A 24,937-nucleotide genomic window follows, 5' to 3' on the forward strand; every position below is an offset into this window, starting at 1 on the left:
TCTGGGGACAGTTTCTAGGGGAACGGAGAAGGGCCTTATGACCTGCGATGATGGGGTTTCTCTAGAGCCACCATCAGGCACGATCCGCCAGGCACTTCCAAGATGGAACCTTCCCATGCCGTGGCGGCGGTCTCGTCCGCATTCGACAACCGGAACCTGATCGCGCACGGCGGCCGCGAGTCGGTGGCGTGGTTGGCCGAGCGGTGCGGTCTGCCTGTGCTGGTCGGGGAGTGCGTCCGTCTGCCGGTCTCGAAGGACGGCCCGGGCGCCTTCCCCGCGGCGAAGGTGATGTCGCTGGTGGGCGGCATGGTCGCGGGCGCCGACAGCATCGATGACATGCACCGGCCACGGCACGGTGTGATGGGCAGCCTGTTCTCCGCGGCGGCTCGCTGATCAGCGGGAACCTCATTAGCGCCGGATGGCGTTCGAGTACCCCCGACACCACCGACCCGCCACCACGACGAAGGCCCGACTCGATGCGCGGCCATCGTCACCTCCGGAGCCCACCTCATCACGGCCCTCTGCTCCCGACGGTGCCCCTGGCCGTGACGTAGCAGTCGGCGTGGTGGGTCGCCCACGCTGAGCGGCAGGTGGACCGCGTTCAGGGCGGGGAGGTGAGCGCGTCCTTCAACGCCGCTCGCGCGCCGCGCAGGGCATGACGAAGCTGGTCCGGTGTACGGCGGATCTGGGCCAGCAGGAGGCCGCCCTGGATTGCGGCCATGGTGAGGTCGGCCAGCTCCGTCACGTCCACGTCCGGGCGCAACTCGCCCGACTCCTGCATCCGGCGCAGGCCCGCGATGAGGGGGGCCTCCCAGCGCGCGAAGGCGTCCACGAACGCCTGCCGGGTGAGGTCGTCCTGGCCGCTGAGCTGGCTGGCCAACGAACCGATCGCGCAGCCGCCCACCGCGTCCTGCCGCGTCCCGTTGGCCACGATCGCGTCGAACCAGCGGTCGATGCCAGCCAGCGAGTCGACCTTCAGGAGCAGCGGTTCCTGCGCGGCCAACACCCTGTCCACGGTGGCATGAACCACGGAGCGGATGAGATCGTCTCGGTCCTCGAAGTAGTGGTAGAGCTGGCTACGGCCGACCCCCGCGGCGCGTTCGACATCGTCAAGCGTCACCGCCGCGACGCCGTGCCGCTGGATGAGGTCTGCTGCCGAATCGAGGATGCGCTCTCGGGTCGCGCGGCCCCGCGCGGTGGTCGGCGTGTGTCCCATGGAGCCTCCTCCGGTGTCTGTATCTCATAGTACAGACGTCCTGTACTCGACGATACAGTTTGTGGTAGACCTGTCTGTACTGGGCGATACAGTCTTCGGCGGAGAGGTGACGATCGAAGCGTGTCCGCCATCCCACCCATCCAGCTCCCTGTGCTGGACGCCCGACCACCGCCCACATCCCTGAGTCGGCGTTCCGCCGACGCGATCGCGCTTGCGCAGCACGCCGAGCGCCGGGACCCTCCCCATCCCGCACAACCGAAAGGAAAACCATGTCCCTCCACCGACCCACCGGGCTCCGGGGGGCGCGCCGCCACGTTCGGCCTCACCGTCCTGCTCACCGCGGGTACCGCGGCCCCGGCGGCCCTCGCGACCCCGGCCCCGACCGCGGCCTTGGCCACCACTGCGACGCACCCCGGCCACGCTGCCGGCACCCGCCTGGGCGACGTGCGCGTCCTCGCCCACTTCGACCGGGCCGCGGGCCAGGCCGCCGAGAGCATCGCCCTGGAGCCCGGCGGCGGCGCGATCATCGGCATGATCCCAGGGCGCCAGGTGGTGCGGGTCGCGCAGGACGGGGCCGTCCAGGTGCTCGTCACCATGCCGCTACCTCCGGGTGGCGGCGGCACCACTCCAGTCATCGGGGACCCCGTGGTCACCGGGGTCGCCCGGTCGGACAGCGGCGCCGTGTACTTCCTCTACTCCTCCGGCCAGGGCGGGCTGACCGGGATCTGGCAGGTCCGTCGCTCCGGTGAACCCCGGCTCGTCGTGCCGCTGCCTGCCGACACCATGCCGAACGCACTGGTCATCGACGGCAAGCGGGACCGCTTCCTGGTCACCGACTCCGCCGGCGGGCGCATCTGGCAGGCCCCGCTGCGCGGCGGCGAGGCCTCCGTGTGGTCGGCGGACCCAGTCCTGGCGCCCGGCGCCTTTTTCGGCGCCAACGGCATGAAGATCCACGACGGCGCCGTGTGGGCGAGCAACTCCGACCACGGCACCATCGTGCGCATCCCGCTGACCAAGAGCGGCGGCTCCGGCCGCGCCGAGGTCCGGGCCACGGGGCTGGAGGGCATCGACGACTTCGACTTCACCGGTCAGGGCACCGAGATCCTCGCCGCGATCAACCAGAGCAGCAAGCTCGTACGGGTGGACGCGGACGGCACCCACGAAACCCTGCTGGACGCCCAGGACGGCATGCAGGGGACCACGGCCGTCGCCATCCAAGGAAATCGGGCCTATGTGACCAACGGCGCCAACCTAGTCGGGAACGACTCGAACCTGCTGCTCGCGAAGCTGCAGCGGCGCTGACGGCGGCTGCCGTCACCGCGGCCGCCGTCGCGCTCCGCCGGCCAGCGGGCCGGACATCGGCTCTCCGGCCGCTCCCGGCCCGCGTCGGCACGCGCTCCGGCCTACTCGTCGTCGGTGAGCGCGCGATGCCGGCGCTTCGCTCCCGAACGTGGCCCCAGCCCCAAAACGGCCAGCCTGCGCCTCCACGAGAAGGCCGGCTTCCGCGTCGTCGGCATTCGCCACCACATCGGCCACCACCACGACCACTGGCGCGACGTCATCCTCCTCGAACGCCGCAGCGCCGTCACAGGCCTGTGGCCACCGATTGTGCTGCCGAATCCTTATAGGGATCAAGGCGGCGCCATAGCTCGGCCCGTCGCCCGCCCGCCGTCCGGGCGTGCGGCCTGGGGGGCGGTCCCGGCCGGCAGAGGCTCGGGCCGCCCGCCGCACACCGGACCGCGCCGTACCCGCTCTCAGCGCCACACCGCCGCCGCTGTTAGAGCCTGTCTGACAAATGATCTCGGCTGGTGCGGTTGCATGATCGTTCGTGGTGAGACGTGGCGAGCTCGGCCGGCCGCCTGCCTTCGGCCCCCAGATCCACGCCCAGCGCCACGCCGTGGAGTGCGGCATCAACCGGCTCTCTTGTAGGCCACGTTGCCCCTTCCTGCCGTCGCAGACTTTGATCGTCGAGCGATCCGCCGGAACGCTCGCGCGGCCGTCGCCGTAAGCATCGCTCCAGCCTGAAGCGCCGGCCCAGGCCGATCGGACCGTCCCTAAAACCAGCGCCCCGGCCAGCAGCGCGACGGAGCGCCCGACAGATATGGACAATCTTCGCGATAAGCCGCAAAAAGCGTAATTCATAGCGGCATTTTCTATTCGCTTGACTTTTCGTTGCTTGACAGAAATCCTGCAAGGCTCCGTATTTTCCTGCGCCGGAGGGAGATCTGTTTTCATGATGGACGACCATGCCGGGACGCCGTTCGCGTCTGTGCGGCGGCCGCGGCCTCTGCCGGTGCTCGTCCTCGCGGATGTCAGCGGGAGCATGGCCGAACACGCGAAGATGGAGTCGCTGAACCTGGCGATGGGCAGCATGATCCGCGCCTTCGCCGAGGAGCGGTCGCCGCGAGGCGAGATCACCGTAGGAGTGATCACGTTCGGCGGGCAGGGTGCGGCGCTCCACCAGCGGCCCGTGCCCGCGGCCTCGCTCGACTGGACGAACATGAACGCGGTGGGCGGCCCGAGCGGCACGCCGATGGGCGAGGCGTTCGAGCTGGCGCGGCAGGTGCTGGAGGACGAGGAGCTGACCCCCGCCCGTTCCTACAGCTCGACCCTGGTGCTGATCTCCGACGGCAGGCCGACGACCCGATGGCAGCCGCAGCTGGAGGGCCTGCTGGCCTGCCCGGCGGGCAAGAAGGCCCTGCGGCTCGCGGTCGCGATCGGGCCGGAGGTCGGCTCCACGGCGTACCGGGTCCTGGAGGCGTTCGTCGCCGACCCGATGTATCCGGTGATACGGGCGGAGGAGGCCGACCGGGTGCCGGAGATCTTCAGGTACATCACGCGGAGCATGAGCATCCGCGTCAGCAGCGCCAGGCCCGACGACGTGTCCGTGTTCGACCCCGACGAGCTGGCCGACCTGAGCGACTGACCGCCTACGAGTGAGGAGTGACGTGCGCGTACCACCGCCCGGCAGACGGGTGAGGCGCTCGCACCGGCCCGGCGACATCGTGCGCGACGACCGCGGCGAGGCTCTGGAGCTGTGCGAGGAGATCGGCAGCGGCGGCCAGGGCACGGTCTGGTCCCTGAAGGGAGGGCAGGCGGCGGTCAAGTTCGTCGAGTCCGGCGCGGGCGACGACCTCCGGCTCAGGATCGCCGCCGTCCGGCGGTTCGACCTGAGCGGGGTCCCCATCGCGCGGCCGCTGTCGCTTCTCGTCGGCGACGACATCGGCTACACGATGGAGCTGCTGGCCGAGATGACCGGCATCGGCACCCTGATCGCGGTCCCCCACGAGAGGCAGGCGGAGTGGTTCCACGCCACGGGCGGGTTGCGCCGGAGGTTGCGGCTGCTCGCCCGGGCCGCCGAGGCGCTCGATCGGATCCACAGCAAGGGGCTGGCCTACGGTGACGTCTCGCCCGGCAACGTCCTGGTGTCGGCGCGCAGCGAGAACGACCAGGTCTGGCTGATCGACCCCGACAACCTCTCGGTGCAGGCCCGGCTGCCGGACGCCGCGTACGTCACCGAGGACTACGCGGCTCCGGAGCTGCTCACCGGCCAGGCGGGGCCGGACAGCCTCACGGATGTCTTCGCCTTCGCCGTCCTGGCCTTCCACACGCTGGCGCTGACCCATCCCTTCATCGGCGACATGGTCGACCGCGATGCCGGCCTGGAGGTCGACGCGTTCCGGGGCAGACTTCCCTGGATCGACCACCAGACAGACGACCGCAACCGCAGCAGCCAGGGCCTGAGCAGGCAGATCGCCCTGACCAAGGGCCTGCGGCGGCTGGCCGCCCAGACGTTCGAGGAGGGACTGCACCGGCCCGAGCGGCGGCCGTCGATGCGGGACTGGCACGACAAGCTCGATCAGGCGGCCCTCCTCATGATCGCCTGCCCGGGCTGCGGCGGGACCTACCACGCTGCGATGACCGGGTGTCCCTGGTGCCGCCGGGAGAGCCGCCCGCCGGTCCTCCGGTGCGACCTGCACGGGTACCTCCCCGCGGGAAAGGCGCCCGAGATCCCGGACGAGGCCGAGACCGAACGGCTTCGGTCGATCATCCTCGCTTCCGGGCAGCCCCAGACCGTACGGGCCCGTACCGGCCTGCTCTGTCTCGATCGCGGGCCGTCCGGCATCGCGACCGACCCCGGCGAGCCGCTGGTGGACCTGAACTGGGACGGCGGCCGCCGGGTGCTGATCCACCGCGTGGGACGGCACCCCGTGTGGATGGTCAACCGCCGTGCCCGCAGCGATGTGCCGCTGGATCCCGGCGACATCTGGCCGCTGAACCTGAACGACACCGCCGATTGGACCGTCCACTTCGGCCCGCCGGCGGAGCCGCACCGCCTCCTGCGGATCCTGCTGCCCCGGACGGAGGCATGATGAGGTCCCTCGTCGAGGTGCTGCCCGGCCCGGCGACGTTCGCCCGGGTGCGGCTGCCGGCCGGGCTGCGTCCCGACGGTCTGCGCGGCAGGGAGATCGCGCTGGAACGACTGGGCTCCGTCCTCATGGCGACGTACCCGCTGGCTGACGGCTCCGTCCGAGAGCACCCCGTGACCTGCCCGACCCGGCAGGACGAGGACGCGCTGCGTGCCGTGGTGACCGAGGGCGGGCACGTCGTCGCCGTCGTGGACGACGTGGACCCGCGCGGCCGGCTGCGCCTGCGCGTTCACGAGATCGCCGGCCGCTACGCGTGGGGTGAGCTGAGAATCGGGGCGGACGAGGCCGCGCTGGACTCCGCCAGGCGCATCGCGGGCTCCGAGCAGGTGCGCGAGCGGGGCGGAGCGCTGAGCTGGCTCCAGCGCCGCCTGCTGCATCCCGTGGAGCCCGGCCCGGCAGCCGTGGACGGCGAACCCGCCACCCGCCGTCTGATCGCGCTGGTGGCGCCCGGGCAGGACATGACCGCTCCGGTCTCCTGCCGGCTCATCGGCGACGGCATCGTGGCCACACTCCGGCAGGAGCAGGGCGAGTGGCGGCTGCGCGGTGTCCACAGGGAGGTCCACGCGGCCCGCGACCACGAACGGGTCGCGCTCGTCCACGGACGGATCGACATCGTCAGCGCGACGGTCAAGGCAGGGCTCAGGCGCGGGATGCGCGAGGAGCTGGCGCGGCTGGCCGGTGACGAGGGCGAGCAGACGTTCATGGGCCTGTGGCGCCGCTATCACGAGATGGAGAACAGGTACGCGCTGCGCCGCTTGTGCGAGTTCGGCTACCTGAAGTACGCGGGCTGGTCCTACCTCGGCGACTCCGAGGACGTCGTACGGTTCGGCGTCGCGGGCGGCCATGACGAGCTCCTGGCCCGGCTGCGCGAGGACGTCGTCGCGGGCGACGAGGTGGAGCTGGAGTGCACCGTTCAGCTGCCCGAACTGCTCGGCGGCGCCGCCCGTCTCGACCACGATCAGAGCGCCGGCCTGCTCGATCTGGAACCGGTCCGGGGCAACCTCATCGGCGCGGTCGTCCACGTCGACGTGGAGGCACGGCTGCTGGACCTGCGCATGATCCGGCGCAGGGGGGACGACGAGGGCCCGGTCAGGCCGGAGAAGGAGGGATTCCCTGCACGCCGCGGTCCGGGGCGACCGGCGCCGGCTCGACCGGCGCGACCGGGCGCTGAAACGGCTGCTGAGCGGCCGCGTCCCGCTGCCGCAACTGCTCGCGCTGCTCCAGGGCGTCCCCGAGCGGGGCAGGCCGCGGCGGCATCTGAAGGCGATGTCCGCGGGCGCGGCGAAGTGCTTCGCCTCGGGCGAGCCGAACGCCGAGCAGCGCATGGCGTTGGAGGCCGCGCTGAACACTCCCGACGTCGCGGTCATCCAGGGCCCGCCCGGCACCGGCAAGACCCAGCTCATCGCCGCCATCCAGGTGCGGCTGGCCGAGGAGGGCCTCGGCCACGCCACCGTCAGCCGCAGCATGCTGCTGACCAGCTACCAGCACGCGGCGGTCGACAACATGATCGAGCGGTCGAAGGTCTGGGACCTGCCGTCCATAAAGATCGATTCGCAGGGACGCGGCTCCACGGCGCACATCGAGAACTGGCGCCTGGCCACCGTCCGCGCGTTGCGCGAACAGGTGGGCGCCACCCCGGACGGCCGTCGGTCGATGGCGATGCGCGAGGTGGCGAGGCAGACGGCCGAATACTGCCTGGCCCCGGTCCCCGTCGACGAGCTGGTACGCCGCCTGGAACGCGTCGCCGTACAGATCGCCGGGCTGGCGTCGGACGAGCTGGCCGACCGGCTGGAACGACTCGTCACCGACTTGCGGGTGTCGGAACACATGGCGGGATTCCAGGCCGACCACCGGCGCGAGAGCACGCTGCGGGCGGTCCGCGGCATCCGCTGCGAGCAGGTGTCCTTCGGCGACGACGGCCCGCTCATGGCCGCCGCCGCGATCGAGCAGCTGTCCCGCTCGCCCGTCGCCGACGCCAGGCACATCGAGGTGCTGAACCGGGCCGCCGACTGGGCGGGCGAAGGGCCGTTCCCGGCCCTGGCCGAGCTGTCGGCCGTACGCGACGAGCTGCTGGACCGGCTCACCGACCGCGCCGACCGGCTGTTCCGACCGGCGGCCAGGGAGGACGTCGTGAACCTGCTCAACGAGATCGTGGACGACCTCGACAAGGGGCGTCGTACGGGGGCGGAGGGCGTGCACACCGCCCTGCTGGAGTACCTGGAGGAGCTGGAAGGCGATCCGGAGGCCGTGCTGGCCACCCTCCGCCTCTACACCACCTCGCTGGGCACGACCTGCCAGCAGGCCGACTCCCCGGCGGTGCAGGACGCCAAGGACGGCGAGCGGCTGTTCGACACCGTCATCGTGGACGAGGCGGCCCGTGCCAACCCACTGGACCTGCTGATCCCGCTCACCCTGGCCGCCGACCGGGTGATCCTGGTGGGCGACCAGAACCAGCTGCCGCACATGCTGGAGCCGGACGTGGAGAACGAGCTGCGCTCCGACGCCGGCAACGAGCTGGCGAGGCTGCACGAGAGCCTCTTCGGGCGGATGTTCGACATGCTGCACGGCGGAGACCACACCCCCGGCACACGGCGGGCGGTGCGGCTGCGGCGGCAGTACCGGATGCACCCGGTGCTCGGGGATTTCGTCGGGCACGCCTTCTACGGCGACAACCTGGAGTCCCCGCGCCCGGCCGAGGCTTTCGCACACGGCCTGGACCGGTATCAGGGCCGCCCGGCCGCCTGGCTGCGGGTGCCGCACCAGGCCGGCGGCGAGCACGGCGGGCAGAGCAAGTCGCGCACGGCCGAGGCCGAGGCCGTCGTGCGGGAGCTGCGGCGACATGTCTTCGACCGGCCGGACCTCACCTTCGGCGTCATCGCCTTCTACAGCGCCCAGGTCCGGCTGATCTGGGAGAAGCTGGTCGAAGAGGGGCTGGCCGAGCGCTCCGGCTCGGGGTTCCAGCCGGTCGAGCGGCTGCGGCGGGACGGCGAGGGGCGGGAACGCGACCGTCTCCAGGTCGGCAGCGTGGACGCCTTCCAGGGCAAGGAGTTCGACGTCGTGTTGCTGTCGACCACCCGGTCGAGCAGGCCGCCCGCGCTGGATCCGGCCCAGGCCCGGCCGGAGCACCCCAAGCACGCCAAGTACGAGCAGTGGGCCCGCCGCGCGTACGGGCACCTCATGCTGGCCAACCGGCTGTGCGTGGCCATGAGCAGGCAGCAGCGGCTGCTGGTGGTCGTCGGAGACGACGCGATGTTCACCTCGCCCCTGGCACCCGAGGCCGTCGGTCCGCTGAAGGACTTCCACGCGCTCTGCCGGTCGCGGCACGGGATCGTGCTGGCTCCGCACGCGGAAGGCGAGCGGTGAGCGCGGAGATCCGGTTCCAGATCCGTCGTGGCGTCCTCCGCCTGCGGCAGCCGCCCGACTCCGGAGACCTGCTCTTCCTGTGCTGGCCCGTGCTGGTCTACCGGGTCACCGCGCCCGTGGTGCGCGTGCGCCACCTCGACATCATCGAGAAGGTCGTACTCGCCCTCTGCCAGGCGGGGATCAGGCAGCACGACGAGATCGCCGCGCACATCCACCAGAGCCCGGAGCTCTGCGCGCACGTGCTGCGGCAGCTGCGCGACAGCGGGCAGATCGACCGGTACGGCGTGCCGACCGAGGCGGGCACGCGCACTCTGGCCACCAGCCGGCTCGGCGAGGAGCCGGAACTCGTCGTCACCCACGTCTTCCAGGACCCGTGGACCGAACGGCTGTGGCCGCGGGCCGCCGCGGACCTGCGCTTCCACCGGGTGCACGGTGTCAGGGACACCACCGCCGAACTGCGGCTCAACACCGCCGGCTCACCCCGGCCGATCTCCGCCCACGTGGTGACCGCCGAGCCGCGGCGGGCCCGCACTCCCACCGCCCAGGAGATCATCGACGCCGTCGCGGGGCAGCGGAAGGCCGAGCTGGCCCGGCGGGTCGACCGGCTCACCGACGAGCGCGGCGGCCGCAACCCGTCCGCGTACCTGGCGGAGGAGGATCTGGGGGCGCTGGCCGGCGAGATCAGGCTGCCGCACGAGGCCGTCGTGCAACGGGTGCTCCGAATCGGCGAGCCCACGCCCGAATACCTCCTGCTCTGGGTGACCGGGAACGACGAGGTGGGCGGGGGTCCCCGGGCGTGCGACCCGTTCGGGCTCGACCCGGACCCGACGGCGCAGGCCCTGCTGACCGAGCGCGTACGGGCCGATCCGGCGCTGGCCGCAGCGGTGGCCGGCGCGTCCGACGCGGCCGCGGCACGGGACGCCGAGAACTACCGGGCCGCCGAGCAGGCGGTCAGGCGCAACGCCGAGCCCCGGCTGGTGCGCCGGCTCGGGCCCGAGCTGCGGCGCCGGCCGGAGGCGCTGAAGCTGCTGCTGGGAATGGAGGAGGCGGCCGCTCGCGGCGGCGAGTCGGGCGTGGAGACGGTGGCGCGCGAGGCATACCGGCTCTACGAGTACCTGTTCCGTCGCCTGGCGGCCGAGTTCCCGCCGCCCGACCGCCCGAGCTGGGCGGTGGGCGAGCGGACCGTCTCCACGGGAGTCGTACGAGCGGCGCTGCGGGCGGCGGCCAGGGACGTCGGGCTGGACGGTCTGCCCGGCGTCTACCTCGGCAGGCAGGTCGGCGACATCGCCGCCCACGGTTCCGCCGGGCGGTTGACCCCGCCGGAGCGGGGCTACGTCAACGAGCTGACCCCCTTCATCCTGATCGCCGCCGCCGACTCCAACAGCCCGCACCGCTCCAGGCACCCGCTGCGCGACCTCGCACGCGCCCGGCCGAAGGTCCTCACCCACCTGGACGAGCTGCGCCTGCTGCGCAACCGCGGGACCCACGCCACCCGGGACGCCACGGTCGAGGACGACATCGACTGGTGCCGCGAGCTGGCGATGGACGCCGCCCGTCTCGTCGTCTCGATGCCCCCGCCCTCCCCCGAAAGGAACTGACGGATCGATGTCGAAGCGCAACAGGCGTCACAGTGCCGGCGCCGCCCCCGAGAGGGCGGCCACGCCGGCCAAGGGCGCCGACGAGCTCGTGACGGCGGCGGAAGAGCTGGATACGGGCGACGAGCCGATTTCGGATTCCGACGTGACCGGCGAGGTGGACGCCGATCGGCTGCGGCGCGCCCTCGCTCGGGCGGAGGCCGCCCGCAGGCACGCCGACCAGCGGGCCGCCGTGCTCGACAAGAAGACCGAGGAGCTGGAGAAGGCCACCGCCACGCTGGCGCAGGAGCGGGCCGAGCTGCGGGAGCGTACGGAGGCGGCCGATGAGCTGGACAAGCGGCTGGCCGAGCGCCAGGCGCACCTGCTCGCTCTGGAGGAGGAGGCCAAGCGCGACTTCGCCGGCTACCGGCAGCGGCAGCTCGGCCTGCTCCGCGAGGAGCTGGACGAACGCCGCAAGGAGTTCGACGAGCGGCTGCGCGCGATGGAGACCGAGCACGATGCCCGGTACGCGCAGCGCGAGAAGGCGTTGCTCGACAGGGCCGCCGAGCTGGACCGCCGGGAAGCGCGCATGGATGCCAAGGAACTCGAGCAGCGGCGGCTCGACCGCCGCCTGAACGCCCGGCAGGAGCATCTGGATCAGGAGGTGGACGACCGGATGAGGGACCGGCTGGTCCAGCTGGAGAGGGAGCTGGAGCTGGCCCGTCACCACGCACGCAACCACCAGCGGCAGTCGGAGGCCATGCGGGAGCTGGCCGAGCGCCGGGCCGCCGAGCTGGCCCGGCACGAGGCCGCGTCCGTGGAGCTGGGGCGGTCCGTCCCGGAGGCGGCCGCCGAGCTGCGCCGGCTGCGGGCCGAGAACCGGGAGCTGCGGGCCGCCGCGTCGGCCCACCCCGTCGCGTCGGAGGAACGCCTGGCCGAGCTGGAGGCGCGCTGCCACGATCTGCGGATCGAGCGTGAAGAGTGGCTACGCGAGAACGCCGAGCTGCGCCGGCACGTCGCCGCGGCGGCGATCTCCACCACCGAACGGCAGAACGCCGCGATGATCAACGATGCCCTGAGGCGGCAGAACGAGGCGCTGGCCAAGGAGCTCGACCACCAGTCCGCGCTGCTCAAGCAGATGCAGAACCTGACCAAGGACAGCCCGCCCTTCCCCGCCTGCTCCGCGATGGACGACGACCCCGACTACCGGCTGCGCCCGCAACTGGACGACGAGCCGGTACGGCTGCGCGACTTCGTGGCCAGAGTGCGCGGCCGTATGGCCCTGGACCTGGGCCTGTACTACTCCGAGAGCGATCTGCGCTGCTTCGTCGCCGGGCTGGCGGCCAGCAGGCTGCACCTGCTGCAGGGCATCAGCGGCATCGGCAAGACCCGGCTGCCAGAGGCGTTCGCGCAGATCATCGGCGCCGGGCGGGAGACGGTCGCGGTGGCCGCCGAATGGCGCAGCCCGCAGGACCTGCTGGGTTACTACAACGCGTTCGAGCGGAAGTTCTACGAGTCGGAGTTCACGCAGAGCCTGTACAGGGCGCAACTGCCGCTGTTCAGGGAGAAGCCCTTCTTCGTGGTACTCGACGAGATGAACCTGTCGCACCCCGAGCAGTACTTCAGCGATCTGCTGTCGGCGCTGGAGCGCAAGGAGGGCGACCCCGCCGAGCGGCCGGTCATCCCGCTGATGACCGCCCCCGTCTCCCCCGCGCCCGCGTTGTTGCACGGCGGCCGCGCGCTGGAACTGCCCGGCAACGTCTGGTTCGTGGGCACCGCCAACCACGACGAGACCACGCTCAGGTTCGCGGACAAGACCTACGACCGCGCCCACGTGCTGGAGCTGCCGTCCAAGCCGAGGCGCTTCGAACCGGGCGAGAGCCGGCCTTTCGCATCGGTCTCTTTGAAGGCGCTGCTGGACGCCTTCACCGCCGCCGAGCGCAAGCACGCCGGTACGGCCGACGAGGTGCTGACCTTCTTCGACGACAGGCTGGGCGCGGAGTTGCGCGACCGCTTCGGGGTGTCCTGGGGCAGCCGGCTCGAACGTCAGGCCAGGAGCTTCGTCCCGGTCATGGTCGCGGCGGGCGGCGGCGTGTCGGAGGCGGCCGACCACCTGCTGGCCACCAAGGTGCTGCGCAAGCTCTCCGGCCGCGTCGAGATCCTGGCGGGCGACCTGCGGGAGCTGCGCGACGACATCACGCGCCAGTGGGGCGAGGCCTTCCCCGGCACCACCCCGGTCAAATCCCTGCGGCTTCTGGACCAGGAGATGCGTTCGATGGGGCAGTTGTGAGCGGCCGCGACGTGCTGTGGGACAGGCTCGCCGGCGGACTCGTGCCGGCGCCCGAGGGGACCGTCCTGCTGGGCCGCTACCAGATTCCCCCCGGAGAGCACGGCTTCGCCCTCGGCGGTGCGACCCTGGCTCCCCGGGCGTACCTCGCCGTGGGCGACGAACACTGGACCCTGCGGCGCGGCGGCGAGCGCTGGCGGGGCGACTTCGGCGGCGCTCCCACGCCGGAGCCCATCGTGATGGAGAGCATCGCGTTCGTGGCGGCGAAGGCGGCGGAGGCGCGCGACGCGCCGCTGAGCACGTGGACGGCCATTCCTCCCCTGGTCAGCGGCGTGACGGACCGGCTGGCCCGGTATCCGCTCGAGAACCAGCTCCGGGTGCGGTTCGGCCATCTCAAGGCGGCGTGCCACGAGCCGCACGCCCGGCTGCGTACCGAGCACGTCCTGACCCCGGTCAGCAAGGCACGGCGGATAACCTGGCGCACCGTGGTCCATCTGGCCGCGCACAGCGAGACCTGGGCCGCGCGCAGGATGCACGGGGTCGAGCCCGCCCGCCTGCTGACGCCCGTCCAGGTGGCCGACCACGACCTGTACGAGAACCGGGTGGTGGCCACCCTGCTCGACCGCCTCTGGCGGCACGTGCAGGTCAGGCTGGCCGAGATCGACAAGATCGACCTCATGGTCCGGCAGGGCAGGGACATGGTCCAGCAGGCGGAGGCCCGCCTGGACTGGCGGGAGAAGCACCGTCTGTACGCCTTCATCGCCGAGTTGCTCATGACCGAGGACCTGAACGGCCGAATCGAGCAGCGACGCAAGGAGCTCACGGCGCTGCGCGACGGGCTGGCCCTGCTGCTGACCTCTCGCCTGCGCGCGGGTGTGCGCGGCCCCTACACGGGTCCTCCCCGGCTGCGCCCGACCAACCTCTTCGACAACGACGTCCGCTACCGCAACTGCCGTCAGCTGTGGAACGCCGAGGTGGCGGCCCGCCGGGGCGCCGAGAAGCCCGCCGACCCCGTCCAGGCGCTGGCGGGCTGGTGCCGCGACTTCGCGGACTACTCGCTCGTGCTGGTGCTCAGGGCGCTGGAACAGGTCGCGCTCGCTCCCCCCGACGCGCCCGGACCGGCCGCCGGCGAGCCCGGCCCCGCCTACACGTACCGCGGCCGTCAGGTCCGGCTCGACCGCGAGCTCGACGACACCTTCTCCCTGCTGCTCGACGGCGAGCCCGTCCTGCGGATCGTGCCCGTCCCGCACGCGCTGACCGCCACGGGCGATCTGCCCGCCCTGGACCGGCACCTGGACGCCTTGAGAACGCCCTCCGCCGGCCCGGCGGCCGTGCTGTATCCGGGAGAGGGACCGGAACGCGCCGCGCTGCCGCTGGATCGCCGTCTCGCCGTCCACAGCTCGTGGGGAACGGACGGCCTGCCCAGGATGGTCCCGGTGAGCCCGACCGATCTCGGCAGCACGGCGAGGATCGCGCGGACGCTGCGGAGCGCGCTGGACGCCCGGATCATGCTGGACTACCCGGTATCGGTGCCGTGCCGGCTGTCGGGCGCCGAGGCCCTGGCCGCCCGGTTCGACTGGCTCGTCTGGAACGCCGGTCAGCTGACGGTGATCCGCCCGCCCGCACCGTACGAGCTCGGGCGACTCGACAGCGCGCTGGCCGGGCTCCGCGTCCGCGCGGACGCCGCCCGCCGCCAGGGTGACAACACCGAGGAACTGAACCGCCTGCGCGCGGACCTGCATGAAGCCGCGGATCGGGTGACGCGGCTCACCCACTGCCCCGTCTGCCCTCGCCCCGCCGCCCCGGCCGTGTTCGTCCCACGCGACCACGGCACCTACCGCTGCCAGTGTCAGGGCTGCTCCACCGCCTGGGAGACCCGCCGTTGCCCGCGATGCGAACGGAACCATCCGGTGCTGACCGTGCAGGGGCTGGCCGATCAGCGAGGTGGCGAAGGCGACCGGCTGGACGAGACGTTCTCGCAGGAGTTGCTCGCCGTACCCTGCTGGCGCAGGCCCCGCAGTTACATCTGCACATTCTGCGGACACTGCCCGGAGCCCGCGCGGGAGTCCTGCGCCCGCTGCTCCGCGGACAGTTCGCGCTGTGGCGGCAGCCGTGCGCCAGGCCTGGGAATGGGCGGCTCCCATTAAGGGGTAGCCGACAAGTCCGATACCCAGGGTGGGGCAGGGAACTCGTCGTCATGCGAAGGGCCCGTCACTATCTCTGCTGCGGAGTCAGGACGCGTCGGGTCCGGTCCCCGATCCAGGCCGCTTCGAGGATCGCGGTCAGGCTGGCGGTGTCGGCCGGGCCTGGATGGTTCTGGATCAAGCGGGTGACGCCACTGGCCATCTCCGCGAAGCGCGGGAGGTCGGCGCGTGCCACGCCGATGTCCGCCAATGTGGGAGGGATGCCGATGTCGGCAAGGAGCCCGTCGAGCCAGGTGAGGAACACATCTGCGGCCTCGGCGTCCGAGGCGTCGGTCACGTCGAGCCCGCACACCCCGGCGAGGACGGCCAACCGGTCGCTGATGGAATCCTTGGCCGCGTCCAGCGCGTAGGGCAGCAGCAGTCCGACGCCCAGGCCGTGCGGTGTGTGGGTGGCTGCGCCGATGGGGTACTGGAGGGCGTGCGGAGCCGCGGTGCCCGCGTGGGCAAATGCGAGCCCGGCCAGCATCGACCCATAGGACATGTCCGCGCGCGCGTCCTTGTCGCCTCCGTCCTTGACGGCACGGGGTAAGCTGCGGGCGATCCGCTCCGCGGCCAGGAGCGCGTAGTGATCGGTGATCGGGTTGCGGCCGAGGAAGACCTGCTCCACCGGGTCGCGCGGTCCGTGGGCCCGGGGTCGCGCGGTGTAGCTCTCCACCGCGTGACAGAACGCGTCGATGCCGGAGTGGGCAGTGACGGTCGCGGGGCAGGTGTAGGTGAGCTCGGGGTCGACGATGGCGAAGTCGGGCACGATGTGGACGCTGGAGACCCCCACCTTCAGCTCGCGGTCCGGGTCGGTCAACACCGAGACGGGCGTGAGCTCGGAGCCGGTGCCTGACGTCGTCGGGACCGCGACGAGAGGAATCGTCGGCCCCGGCACCTTCGACTCGCCGTAGAAGTCGCGCGGCGTCCCACCGTGGCGCCGGATGACGCCGACGATTTTGGCGAGGTCGATCACCGTGCCACCCCCGATGGCGAGGATCACGTCGGCGTCCACCTCTGCGGCGACCGAGACGGCCAGGGCGACATCGGCGAGTGGCACGTCCGGAGTCGCGTCGGCAAACACCCCGACGACTGCGACCTTCTCCCGCACGGCGGCCACGATCTCGGCCACGCCCGGCTGCCCCAGAAGAACCCGGTCGGTCACGATGAGGACTCGCGAGCCACACTCGGCCACCACTCGTGGGATGTTCTGCGCGACCCCTTCACCCACGATCAGCTGGCGTGGTCCACGGACGGTCTCAAGCATGTCAGTGCCTCTCTGGAACGTCGGCGGTGATGTGCTGGGCGGACGCGCCGAAAGGGCTGATCGCCCCATCCACCGCCGCGGCCGCGTCTGTGGCGCGCACACCGGCGGAGTCGACGGCGTCCCCGGGTGCCGGCGGATTCGTGCCGACCATGGCCCGGGTCCCGCCCCACGGGTGGAGGCCGGTCAGGTCATGTGTGCACAGGGCGCGGTGATCCTCGGCGGGCACCCGGAGCAGCAGGCCAGTCACGGTAGGTCGATCGCCGCGTAGGTGACGTCGAGGTACTCGAGGACGCCCTCGTGCGACCCCTCCTTGCCGATCCCGGACTGCTTCACGCCTCCGAACGGAGCTGACGGGTCCGAGATCAGACCACGGTTGATGCCGACCATCCCCGTCTCCAGCCCCTCGGCGAACCGGAGCGCCCGCTGGAGGTCACGGGTGAAGACGTATCCGGCCAGGCCGTGCTCGGTGTCGTTGGCCTTCGTGATCACCTCGTCGTCGGACGTGAACGAGATGATCGGCGCCACCGGGCCGAAGATCTCCTCCTGCAGTATCCGCGCGTCGTCGGGCACGTCGACGAGGACCGTGGGCGGGTAGAAGTGGCCCGGCCCATCCGGACGCTCGCCGCCCACCAGGACACGGGCACCGCGATCGACCGCGTCGGCGACGAGCTCGTCGATCTTGGTGACCGAGGCCTCGTCGATCAACGCCCCGACGTCCACGCCGTCGTCGAGACCATGGCCCACCGAGAGCGCGCCCATCCGCTTGGCGAAGCGCGCCGTGAACTCCTCGCGCACCGGCTCCTCGACGTAGATTCGGTTGGCCGCGATGCAGGACTCCCCGATGTTGCGCATCTTGGCCACCATGGCACCGTCGAGCGCGACGTCCAGGTCCGCGTCGGCACACACGATCAAGGCCGCGTTGCCGCCCAGTTCCATGGAGGTGCGCAGCACGTTGTCCGCCGCCTGTCGTAGCAGCACGCGCCCGACCTCGGTCGACCCGGTGAACGACAGCTTGCGGGTCCGGCGGTCGGCCAGCAGTGCCGAGACCACCTCGCCGGAACGCTTGGTTGTCACGACGTTGACGACGCCCGCGGGAACGCCGACCTCCTCCATGATGCGGGCCAGGAAGAGCATGGTGAGTGGCGTCTGGGCGGCCGGCTTGGTGATCGTCGTGCAGCCCGCCGCCAGCGCAGGAGCGATCTTGCGGGCACCCATGGCCAGCGGAAAGTTCCAGGGCGTCACGAAGACGCACGGTCCGACCGGCTTCGGCACGGTGAGCACGCGATATCCACCAGCGGGAGCGGTGTTGTAGCGCCCTTCGACGCGCACCGCCTCCTCGGCGAACCAACGGAAGAACTCGGCGCCGTAGGCCACCTCTCCCCGAGCCTCGGCGAGCGGCTTGCCCATCTCGAGCGTTATCAGCCGGGCGACCTCCTCGGATCGCTCGGTCAGTGCCCGGTACGTCGCGGTCAACAACTCTGACCGTTTTCGCGGCGGGGTCGCCGCCCACTCCGCCATCGCCGTGCTCGCCGCGTCCAGAGCGGCGAGCCCGTCGACGACGTCGGCGTCCGCCACCTCGGCGATGGTCTTGCCGGTGGCCGGGTCCTCGACGGCAAAGGTGGCTCCGCCAGCGGCGTCGCGCCAGGCGTCGCCGATCCGGAGCCGCCGGTGCTCGGGGGCCAGGACGTTCATCGGGTCACTCATAGCGTCGCCTCCTGTGATGTTCTTGGTGATGTCCGGCGTGACCTCGGCGATCGCGCCACGCGCGTTGACGAACGGGTCACACGACCTCGTCGGGGCCGAGGTCGCCGAGCGGGCGAACGTGGCCTTGGCCCTGGCCGCAGGGCGACGCCCCGCGACACCGATCGCCTTCTCGGGCCATGGCTGCTTCGGCGTCGTCAGGCCGTGCTAACCCGTGATGCCGATGCTCGATCGCCACGTGCGGGCGCATGGCGACGTCGCCGCCCTGTGTTGTTACCTCCCGGGCGGTTACCTCCCGGCCTCGGACAGCGCCAGCCCGGTGCCCGCATCGAACAGGTGCGCACGGTCCAGGTCGACCGTCACCTGCAGCCGCTCGCCCGGCGTACCGATGAAGGTGGGTCGTGCCTTGACCTTGAAGATCTCCGTCCCCACTCGGACGTCGACCACCGTCCGGTCACCGAGCGGCTCAAGGCCGTAGAGCTCACCCGGCAACGACGCGTCCCCACGCCGCTCGACGGACAGGTCCTCCGCGCGGAGGCCCAGCAGCAGCGGACGACCGTCCTCAGCCGTGGTCCAGCGGGGCCGCGGCAGCGTCCAGCCTGCCGCCCCGACCAGACGATCTCCCTCGGCGTGGCAGGCGAGCAGGCCGATCCGCGGGCTTCCGACGAATCCCGCGACCCACTGGTTGGCCGGACGCTCGTACACCTCGGCCGGCGTGCCGACCTGTTGCACTTTCCCCTCCTTGAGGACCGCGACCTGGTCGGCCATGGACAGGGCCTCGACCTGATCGTTGGTCACGTAGACGAAGGTCGCTCCGAGGCTCCGGTGGATGCGGGTGAGTTCGGTGCGCATCTCGACGCGGAGCTTGAGGTCGAGGTTCGTCAGCGGCTCGTCCATGAGAAACGCGCGCGGGCGACGGACCAGCGCCCGGGCCAGGGCGACACGCTGCATCTCACCGCCCGACATCTGCGCCGGACGACGCTGCAGCAGACGTTCGATGTGCAGCAGGCTCGACATCCGCTCGACGGCAGCGGCGATCTCGCTCGAAGAACAGCGGCGTGCCCGAAGCGGCGATGCGATGTTCTCGTACGCCGTGAGTTTCGGGTAGAGGGCGTAGCTCTGGAAGACCATGGCCAGGTCGCGTGCGGCCGGGGGGTCAGCGGTCGCGTCTCTCCCGTCCAGGTGCACCGACCCGGCGTCGAGCTTCTCAAGGCCGGCGATCGCTCGCAGGGTCGTCGTCTTGCCTGCCCCTGAGGGGCCGAGCACGACGAAGAACGAGCCGTCCGGCACGTCCAGCGTCACCCCGTCCAGGGCCTGGACCTTACCGAAGGACTTGCGCAGCCCCTGCACTGCCAGGGTTCCCATCAGGCCACCAGCTCTTCCGTGCTCACGTCGTAGACCGGCGGGGGTCCGCCGGTGTGCCGCAGCCCGACCGGTGCGTCAGCGGCGAAACGGACAGTCGGCGGCATCCGAACCCGTACGTCGCGCTGGCCGCCGTGGTCAACCACGTAGATGATCTCGTCGCCCAGCCACTCCGCCGAGACCACGCGGGCCGGGACCGAACCTTCCGCCCCTGGTTCTGTGACTTCCAGCGCCTCCGGCCGGACGCCCGCGACCAGGCGACGGTCGCGCGGCAGGCCCGACGGTGGCGTGAGGTCCAGTCCGCCCTGACCGCGCAGCTTCCCGTCGGCCACCTCCACCTCGATCAGGTTCATCGGCGGGGAGCCGATGAACGCGGCGCAGAAAAGACTCGCCGGACGGTCGTAGACTTCCAGCGGCGTGCCGATCTGCTCGACGCGGCCCTTGTTGAGGATGGCGATTCTGTGACCGAGCGACATCGCCTCGACCTGGTCGTGGGTGACGTAGACCATCGTCGCCCCCAGCTCCCCCTGCAGGTGCTTGATCTCCGTGCGCATGTCCTCCCTCAGCTCCGCGTCCAGATTGGTGAGGGGTTCGTCCATGAGGAATGCGCGCGGTCGCCGCACCAGGGCGCGGGCGAGCGCGACGCGCTGCTGCTCCCCGCCGGACAGCCGGTGCGGTCGCCGGTCCAGGAGCGGGGTGAGCCGCATCAGCCGGGCGGCCTCGTCGACCCGCTCGCGCACCTCCGCCTTGGGCAGTCCCTCGGCCCGCAGTGGGAACGCCAGGTTGTCGCGGGTTCTGAGATGCGGGTAGAGAGCGTAGAACTGGAACACCATGGCGATGTCGCGCTCGGCCGGCGGCAGGTCGTTGACCAGCGTGTCGCCGATGCGGATGTCGCCCGTCGTCTGCCTCTCCAGACCGGCTATGGCCCGCAGCGTGGTCGTCTTGCCGCAACCCGAAGGGCCGAGCATCACGAACAGCTCGCCGTCGCCGATGGACAGGTCCACGTGCTCAACGGCGACCGTCCCGTCCGGGTAGCGCTTGTGCAGGGCGGTCACCTCGATGCCCGCCATCAGCGTCGCACCGCCCCGAGCGTCACACCGGCGACGAGGTGCTTGCGCACCAGGTAGGCGAAGACGAGCACCGGTAGGGCGAACACCACGGAGGCGGCGGCCACGAGACCCCAGTCCACGGTGGTTCCACCGATGAGGCCGGCGATGGCGGGTGGGGCCGTCCGCACGCTGTCGCTGGAGGTGAGGAAGATGGCGAACACGAACTCGTTCCACGAGAAGATGAGAGCGAAGACCGCCGTCGCGGCGATGCCCGGCAGGAGCAGGGGAAGGGTGAATCGCCAGAACGCCTGCAAGCGGGTGTAGCCGTCGAGCATGGCGGCATCCTCGTACTCCGCGGGCACCTCGTCGACGAACCCCTTCATCATCCAGATCGTGAACGGGACGTTGAACGCGGCGTAGATGAGGATCAGGCCGAGCTTGCTGTCGATGAGCCCGACTTGGCGGTACATGAGGAAGATCGGGATCACGACCACCACGGGTGGCATGAAGCGGGTGGACAAGATGAAGAACAGTTGGTCCTTCTTGGCCTTCACGCTGAAGCGTGAGTAGGCCCAGGCCGCAGGGACCCCCAGCACGGTGGCCAGCGCCGTGGAGACCCCGGCGACCACGACGGAGTTGAGGAACGCGACGGACAGGGCCGAGCGACCGCTGCCGGAGGCGGCGAACACGTCCTTGAAATGGTCCAGAGTGACCTTGAAGTCGAAGAACTTGGCCGGGATGGCGTAGACGTCCCGGTTCTCCTTGATGGACGTCTCGATCATCCACAGCGCCGGAAAGAGCATCACGACGGCCAGCACGGTCAGCAGCGCGACCTCCAGCACGGAGCGGCCACGGCCGCCGAAGCGACGTGCGGGGGGCGTGTGATGCCGGCCAGGACCTGTGGACACGGCCTCGTCGACGGAGACGGCCATCAGTCCTCCTTGAGCTTGTTCAAGTAGCGCAGGTAGAGCTGCGTCAGGACGATGACGACGAGGACCATGAGGATCCCGTACGCCGAGGCGGTTCCGGTGTTGAAGCCCAGGAACCCGACCTTGTAGACGTGGAACGACAACGTCTCGGTGGAGACCCCCGGACCTCCGTTGGTGAGGATGTAGACGAGGTCGAACAGCCGGAAGGCCTCGATGGCCCTGAACAACACGGCGATGAGGAGCAGCGGCCACACCAGCGGAAGAGTGATGGTGCGGAACTTGAACCACTCGGACGCCCGATCGATCGAGGCGGCCTCGTACAAGTACTTGGGAACCGCGGTAAGGCCCGCGAGGGCGATGAGCATGATGAACGGCGTCCATTGCCAGGTGTCGACCACGATCAGGGAAATCAGGGCCGTTCGCTGCCGGGTGAGCCACTCCACCTGCCCGAGGCCGAGCGAGCCGAGCATGCTGTTGATCACCCCGAACTGCGCGTCGAGCATGAATCGCCAGAACAGCCCGACCACGACCGGCGACAGCATCATCGGAACCAGGAACAGAGTGGTCAGCAGTCCTCGCCCGCGCGTGCGCCGTGAGATCAGGTAGGCGATGGCGAAACCGAGCACGGTCTGCAGGGTGACCGCGCCGACGACGTAGATCAACGTCGTCAGGGCCCTCAGGTGGACCTGCGCCGAAGCCAGGATGGCGGTGTAGTTCTCGAACCAGACGAAATGGGCCGGCCCCCGCGGGTGGCCGAGTAGTCGGTGAAAGACAGGTACAACGCCCACAGCAACGGGAAAACCGACATCGCGAGCAACAGCAGCAGCGCGGGCGAGATGAACGCCACGGCGAGCGTGCGGTCGCTCAAGCGGCGGGACCGACCCGGTGCAGGCGGCGTCGCGGACGCCACCTGCCCGGGGTGGTCGGTCGTCAGAGGGACGGCGTCACTCACAGTCCGCCGCCGCCCTTGCGGTTGCCGGAGTCGAGCACGCTCTGCTGCTGCTTGGCGATCTCGTCGAGCGCGTCCTTCGGCTTCTTCGCGCCGTTGAGAGCCGCGTTCACGTTGGTGTTCTCAATGTCGACGAGGCGCGCGTACTCGGGCACGTTCCACATGTCCCGCATCCGCGGAACCGAGTCGGCGTACACCTTGTTGAACGGCCCGGCATTGAGGAACTCGGGCGACTCCAGGGCGTCCGTACGCGATGGCACGCCACCGGCCGCGGCCCACTTCTTCTGGATGTCAGCCTGCTCGAACCACTTCATGAAGTTCAGGGCCTCCGCCTGGTTCGCCTTTGGGGAGTAGGCCGACACGTGCATCCCCATGCCGCCGAGAGGCACCAGGTTCGTCTTCTGGCTGGGCAGGGGGGCAAAACCCAGCTTGTCGAGAATCTGCTCCCGCGTGGTGCCGAGCGTCGACTGCTTCGGGTCGAGCAGGCCGCCGCTCGCGGCGATCCAGTTGAACGCGATGCATGCCTTGCCCTGGGCGACCGCCGCGTTCACCTCGTCGATGAACCAGTTGCCGGAGCCCTTGGCGGTAAGCGGCTTCATCTTGTTGACCAGGACGTCCATCGCCTCCTGGCCCGCAGCGTCGTTGAGGACGCCGTCGATCTTGCGCGTCTTGGCGTCCCAGAGGTTGCCGCCGTAGACGCCGTTGACCGTGTTGTAGGTTACGGCCGCGGCGTCGGAGCCGTTGGCCTGGTGGAAAGCCAGCCCGCTGACGCCGGGGTGGTCCGCCTGGCACTTCTCGGCGACTGAGATCATCTCGTCCCACGTCTGCGGTGGCTTGTCGCCGATCAGGTCCTTGCGGTAGATCATCGTCCAGGTGTCGCCGAGCAGCGGCAGTCCGTACATGCTGGCGTTTTCGTCGCGCTTGCCGGTCTCCGCCTGGGGGTACTGGCCGTAGGCCGCCAGGAGGTACGGGTTGTAGGCCTTGACGTCGATGTTCTTCTTGACGAAGTCGGTGATGTCGAGGATGTTGCCGTTCGTCACGGCCTCGCCGATGTGTTGCGAGTCCAGGATCGGGATGTCGAAGTCGGTCTTGTGCGCCGCGAACTGGGTGAACATCGCGTCGTGCCAGTTCGCGTTCGGCACGGTGTTGACCTTGATGGTCACGTTCGGCCGCTCCTTGGTGTACTCCGCGTTCGCGAAGGCTTCCAGCGCGTGGGCGGGGGGCCAGTCGAACCAGATGAACTTGAGGGTCAGCGGGTCCTTGGTGAGCTCCGGGATGGTCGCCGGCGCCTTGGGGGCGCTCGCCTGCGCGCCGTCGTCCTGGCCGCAAGCCGCCATGGTCGTGGCCGCCAACATGGCCGCCGTCGCCAGCCGCACCGTTCGACGGGGAACGGACAGTCGTCCTATTCGCTGTGGATACCGCATCTTCTTGCCTGCTTTCCGGATGGGGACCTCTGGAGCCTTGCTGCGCGCTGCGCCGAGCAGTTTCTGGGGGGGTGTTCAGGCGTGTTGCCGGCTGTCGCAGGGGCTGGCCCGCAGACCGGCGTCACGAGTGCGTCGCGACGTAATGGAGCTTCAAGCAGTCGAGAAGTCCTTTTGGTCCTTATCGGCCCGGTGGCGAATCGAGTAGGACGTCGAGCATGCTCATAGGAGCTCCAACTGATCGAAGCGGAGCGATGGCGGGGGGTTCCGCGATGGGTGAAGGATGGCCGGCATCCGCCACCTTTCCTATACGATCCGAGTGGGGGCGTCAACATCCCGCAGCGCTGCGACCGAAGTCAACAGGTTCCGGAAAACGTAAGAAAGGACCTCTTGTCACGATGGACGACGAAGTGATGATCGCGCGGCGCCCTGGGGCCATGACGGGCGGAACGCCGCCGGGAAGATCTCGCGGCCGGCTCGCCGACGAGGTGTACGACACGCTGCTCGGACAGCTGATGTCGCTACGGATCGAGCCTGGCTCCCGCGTCACGATCGACGCCCTGGCGCGAGAGCTGGGGGTCTCGCAGACGCCGATCCGAGACGCTCTCAACCGGATGGAGGCCGAGGGCCTGGTCGTGCGTGTGCCCCATGCCGGCTATCGCATTCCCCCCCAGATCACCCGTCAGCGATTCGAGGACATGCTTGAGCTCCGCCTCCTCCTCGAACCGGCAGCGGCGCGCAGATCCGCCGAACGCGCATCCCCGAAGCAGGTGGCCGGTCTACGACGACTGCTGGAGGAGATGGCGGAACTGGAGGGAGGCAACGGGATCATGGCCTATGGCGCCTTCGGGCTACGCGACGCCGCTTTTCACGATCTCGTCGCCCTGAGCGCGGAGAACCAGGTCATCCGCGAAGCGCTCGCTCGCCTGCACACGCATGTGCACCTGTTCCGGCTTCTCCACGACACCCAGGTCACTCACCTGGCCATGGCCGAGCACGAAGAAGTCGTGGCCGCGATCGCCGCGCGTGACCCCGACGCCGCCGCCTACGCCATGCGCCGGCACATCCTGCTGTCCGGCGAACGGTTCCGGCGATTGTTCGACGAGGTCAAGGACGCGGACGAATGACGGTAAAGGCTTGACGGGCGGGCCGGGCCGAGGAATGCTAACCGCAATCGGATCGGATCCGATCGGATCCACCTCACCC

General features: G+C 70.4%; 21 protein-coding genes. 10 read left to right on the forward strand and 11 right to left on the reverse strand.

The features are described from left to right. The first annotated feature begins 120 nt into the window (after window positions 1–120). The gene (locus B1L11_RS13500; protein ID WP_079314789.1) at window positions 121–393 is read left to right on the forward strand and encodes a hypothetical protein; all 273 of its coding nucleotides are present in this window, start codon (window positions 121–123) and stop codon (window positions 391–393) included. Window positions 394–601: 208 nt separating this feature from the next. On the opposite strand, the gene B1L11_RS13505 is transcribed toward B1L11_RS13500, so the two are convergent. Further along, window positions 602–1,216 carry a TetR/AcrR family transcriptional regulator gene (locus B1L11_RS13505; protein WP_079314790.1) on the reverse strand — a complete coding sequence of 205 codons (615 nt, stop codon included), beginning with the start codon at window positions 1,214–1,216 and terminating at the stop codon, window positions 602–604. A gap of 390 nt (window positions 1,217–1,606) precedes the next feature. Here B1L11_RS13505 and B1L11_RS13510 point away from each other — a divergent pair, with 390 nt between their 5' ends. The 3 genes from B1L11_RS13510 to B1L11_RS13525 all read left to right on the forward strand — a co-directional run bounded on the left by B1L11_RS13510 (window position 1,607) and on the right by B1L11_RS13525 (window position 5,589). Next, window positions 1,607–2,518, forward strand: a complete 912-nt coding sequence (locus B1L11_RS13510) for a hypothetical protein (protein ID WP_079314791.1) — start codon at window positions 1,607–1,609, stop codon at window positions 2,516–2,518. Between the two features lie 931 nt (window positions 2,519–3,449). Further along, on the forward strand, window positions 3,450–4,142 hold the full coding sequence (locus B1L11_RS13520; RefSeq protein ID WP_079314793.1) for a VWA domain-containing protein: 693 nt from the start codon (window positions 3,450–3,452) through the stop codon (window positions 4,140–4,142). Between the two features lie 22 nt (window positions 4,143–4,164). After that, window positions 4,165–5,589: a hypothetical protein gene (locus tag B1L11_RS13525; protein WP_143737237.1), complete on the forward strand. Its 1,425-nt coding sequence runs from the start codon at window positions 4,165–4,167 to the stop codon at window positions 5,587–5,589. Between the two features lie 304 nt (window positions 5,590–5,893). Here the strand turns inward: B1L11_RS13525 and B1L11_RS45180 are convergent, their stop codons facing one another. After that, window positions 5,894–6,259: a hypothetical protein gene (locus B1L11_RS45180; RefSeq protein ID WP_143737238.1), complete on the reverse strand. Its 366-nt coding sequence runs from the start codon at window positions 6,257–6,259 to the stop codon at window positions 5,894–5,896. A 476-nt stretch (window positions 6,260–6,735) separates the two neighbouring features. Continuing rightward, the gene (locus B1L11_RS46780; RefSeq protein WP_179155127.1) at window positions 6,736–6,903 is read right to left on the reverse strand and encodes a hypothetical protein; all 168 of its coding nucleotides are present in this window, start codon (window positions 6,901–6,903) and stop codon (window positions 6,736–6,738) included. Between the two features lie 9 nt (window positions 6,904–6,912). Between B1L11_RS46780 and B1L11_RS13530 the strand changes: the two genes are divergently transcribed. The 4 genes from B1L11_RS13530 to B1L11_RS13545 are packed head-to-tail and all read left to right on the forward strand — an operon-like array spanning window position 6,913 to window position 15,017. Next, window positions 6,913–9,009 (forward strand): DEAD/DEAH box helicase, encoded by a 2,097-nt coding sequence (locus B1L11_RS13530; RefSeq protein WP_079314795.1) that lies wholly within the window; start codon window positions 6,913–6,915, stop codon window positions 9,007–9,009. After that, window positions 9,006–10,607: a hypothetical protein gene (locus tag B1L11_RS13535; protein WP_079314796.1), complete on the forward strand. Its 1,602-nt coding sequence runs from the start codon at window positions 9,006–9,008 to the stop codon at window positions 10,605–10,607. Before B1L11_RS13530 ends, B1L11_RS13535 begins: the two co-directional genes overlap by 4 nt. Window positions 10,608–10,614: 7 nt before the next feature. After that, the gene (locus B1L11_RS13540) at window positions 10,615–12,873 is read left to right on the forward strand and encodes an AAA family ATPase (protein ID WP_079314797.1); all 2,259 of its coding nucleotides are present in this window, start codon (window positions 10,615–10,617) and stop codon (window positions 12,871–12,873) included. Next, window positions 12,870–15,017: a DUF2357 domain-containing protein gene (locus B1L11_RS13545; protein ID WP_079314798.1), complete on the forward strand. Its 2,148-nt coding sequence runs from the start codon at window positions 12,870–12,872 to the stop codon at window positions 15,015–15,017. The genes B1L11_RS13540 and B1L11_RS13545 overlap by 4 nt, the downstream gene beginning before the upstream one ends. Window positions 15,018–15,084: 67 nt before the next feature. On the opposite strand, the gene B1L11_RS13550 is transcribed toward B1L11_RS13545, so the two are convergent. From B1L11_RS13550 to B1L11_RS13560, 3 genes are read right to left on the reverse strand one after another with little or no spacing between them, the layout of a single operon-like run. Beyond that, complete coding sequence (locus tag B1L11_RS13550; protein ID WP_079314799.1) at window positions 15,085–16,320, reverse strand: iron-containing alcohol dehydrogenase; 1,236 nt, start codon at window positions 16,318–16,320, stop codon at window positions 15,085–15,087. Window position 16,321: 1 nt separating this feature from the next. Then, window positions 16,322–16,567: a hypothetical protein gene (locus B1L11_RS13555; protein ID WP_079314800.1), complete on the reverse strand. Its 246-nt coding sequence runs from the start codon at window positions 16,565–16,567 to the stop codon at window positions 16,322–16,324. Beyond that, window positions 16,564–18,024 (reverse strand): NAD-dependent succinate-semialdehyde dehydrogenase, encoded by a 1,461-nt coding sequence (locus B1L11_RS13560; RefSeq protein WP_079314801.1) that lies wholly within the window; start codon window positions 18,022–18,024, stop codon window positions 16,564–16,566. Before B1L11_RS13560 ends, B1L11_RS13555 begins: the two co-directional genes overlap by 4 nt. A 13-nt stretch (window positions 18,025–18,037) precedes the next feature. Between B1L11_RS13560 and B1L11_RS13565 the strand changes: the two genes are divergently transcribed. Next, window positions 18,038–18,232: a hypothetical protein gene (locus B1L11_RS13565; RefSeq protein WP_079314802.1), complete on the forward strand. Its 195-nt coding sequence runs from the start codon at window positions 18,038–18,040 to the stop codon at window positions 18,230–18,232. 77 nt (window positions 18,233–18,309) lie between these two features. Here B1L11_RS13565 and B1L11_RS13570 read toward each other — a convergent pair whose 3' ends face one another. The 5 genes from B1L11_RS13570 to B1L11_RS13590 form a co-directional block, all read right to left on the reverse strand. Then, window positions 18,310–19,386 carry an ABC transporter ATP-binding protein gene (locus tag B1L11_RS13570; protein ID WP_079314803.1) on the reverse strand — a complete coding sequence of 359 codons (1,077 nt, stop codon included), beginning with the start codon at window positions 19,384–19,386 and terminating at the stop codon, window positions 18,310–18,312. Then, window positions 19,386–20,453 carry an ABC transporter ATP-binding protein gene (locus tag B1L11_RS13575; protein WP_079314804.1) on the reverse strand — a complete coding sequence of 356 codons (1,068 nt, stop codon included), beginning with the start codon at window positions 20,451–20,453 and terminating at the stop codon, window positions 19,386–19,388. Before B1L11_RS13575 ends, B1L11_RS13570 begins: the two co-directional genes overlap by 1 nt. Further along, entirely contained in the window at window positions 20,453–21,364 is a 912-nt protein-coding gene (locus B1L11_RS13580; protein WP_079314805.1) for a carbohydrate ABC transporter permease, read from the reverse strand. Before B1L11_RS13580 ends, B1L11_RS13575 begins: the two co-directional genes overlap by 1 nt. Then, on the reverse strand, window positions 21,364–22,149 hold the full coding sequence (locus tag B1L11_RS13585) for a carbohydrate ABC transporter permease (protein ID WP_218671086.1): 786 nt from the start codon (window positions 22,147–22,149) through the stop codon (window positions 21,364–21,366). Before B1L11_RS13585 ends, B1L11_RS13580 begins: the two co-directional genes overlap by 1 nt. Window positions 22,150–22,309: 160 nt before the next feature. Continuing rightward, window positions 22,310–23,686, reverse strand: coding sequence for an extracellular solute-binding protein (locus B1L11_RS13590; protein WP_218671087.1), 1,377 nt, complete (start codon window positions 23,684–23,686; stop codon window positions 22,310–22,312). A gap of 443 nt (window positions 23,687–24,129) precedes the next feature. On the opposite strand from B1L11_RS13590, the gene B1L11_RS13595 reads away from it, so the two are divergent. Then, the gene (locus B1L11_RS13595) at window positions 24,130–24,858 is read left to right on the forward strand and encodes a GntR family transcriptional regulator (RefSeq protein WP_079314807.1); all 729 of its coding nucleotides are present in this window, start codon (window positions 24,130–24,132) and stop codon (window positions 24,856–24,858) included. Window positions 24,859–24,937 lie beyond the last annotated feature (79 nt).

The sequence above is a fragment of the Microbispora sp. GKU 823 genome, from assembly GCF_002027145.1.
Lineage (GTDB): Bacteria > Actinomycetota > Actinomycetes > Streptosporangiales > Streptosporangiaceae > Microbispora > Microbispora siamensis.

What these genes read in the sequence shown, in the direction of transcription:
- B1L11_RS13580 (WP_079314805.1), bottom strand. Translation starts at nt 21,364, where the DNA reads ATGGCCGTCTCCGTCGACGAGGCCGTGTCCACAGGTCCTGGCCGGCAT.
- B1L11_RS13540 (WP_079314797.1), top strand. Translation starts at nt 10,615, where the DNA reads ATGTCGAAGCGCAACAGGCGTCACAGTGCCGGCGCCGCCCCCGAGAGG.
- B1L11_RS46780 (WP_179155127.1), bottom strand. Translation starts at nt 6,903, where the DNA reads ATGCCGCCGCGGCCTGCCCCGCTCGGGGACGCCCTGGAGCAGCGCGAG.
- B1L11_RS13595 (WP_079314807.1), top strand. Translation starts at nt 24,130, where the DNA reads ATGGACGACGAAGTGATGATCGCGCGGCGCCCTGGGGCCATGACGGGC.
- B1L11_RS13530 (WP_079314795.1), top strand. Translation starts at nt 6,913, where the DNA reads ATGTCCGCGGGCGCGGCGAAGTGCTTCGCCTCGGGCGAGCCGAACGCC.
- B1L11_RS13575 (WP_079314804.1), bottom strand. Translation starts at nt 20,453, where the DNA reads ATGGCGGGCATCGAGGTGACCGCCCTGCACAAGCGCTACCCGGACGGG.
- B1L11_RS13505 (WP_079314790.1), bottom strand. Translation starts at nt 1,216, where the DNA reads ATGGGACACACGCCGACCACCGCGCGGGGCCGCGCGACCCGAGAGCGC.
- B1L11_RS45180 (WP_143737238.1), bottom strand. Translation starts at nt 6,259, where the DNA reads ATGTCGATCCGTCCGTGGACGAGCGCGACCCGTTCGTGGTCGCGGGCC.
- B1L11_RS13570 (WP_079314803.1), bottom strand. Translation starts at nt 19,386, where the DNA reads ATGGGAACCCTGGCAGTGCAGGGGCTGCGCAAGTCCTTCGGTAAGGTC.
- B1L11_RS13550 (WP_079314799.1), bottom strand. Translation starts at nt 16,320, where the DNA reads ATGCTTGAGACCGTCCGTGGACCACGCCAGCTGATCGTGGGTGAAGGG.
- B1L11_RS13520 (WP_079314793.1), top strand. Translation starts at nt 3,450, where the DNA reads ATGATGGACGACCATGCCGGGACGCCGTTCGCGTCTGTGCGGCGGCCG.
- B1L11_RS13560 (WP_079314801.1), bottom strand. Translation starts at nt 18,024, where the DNA reads ATGAGTGACCCGATGAACGTCCTGGCCCCCGAGCACCGGCGGCTCCGG.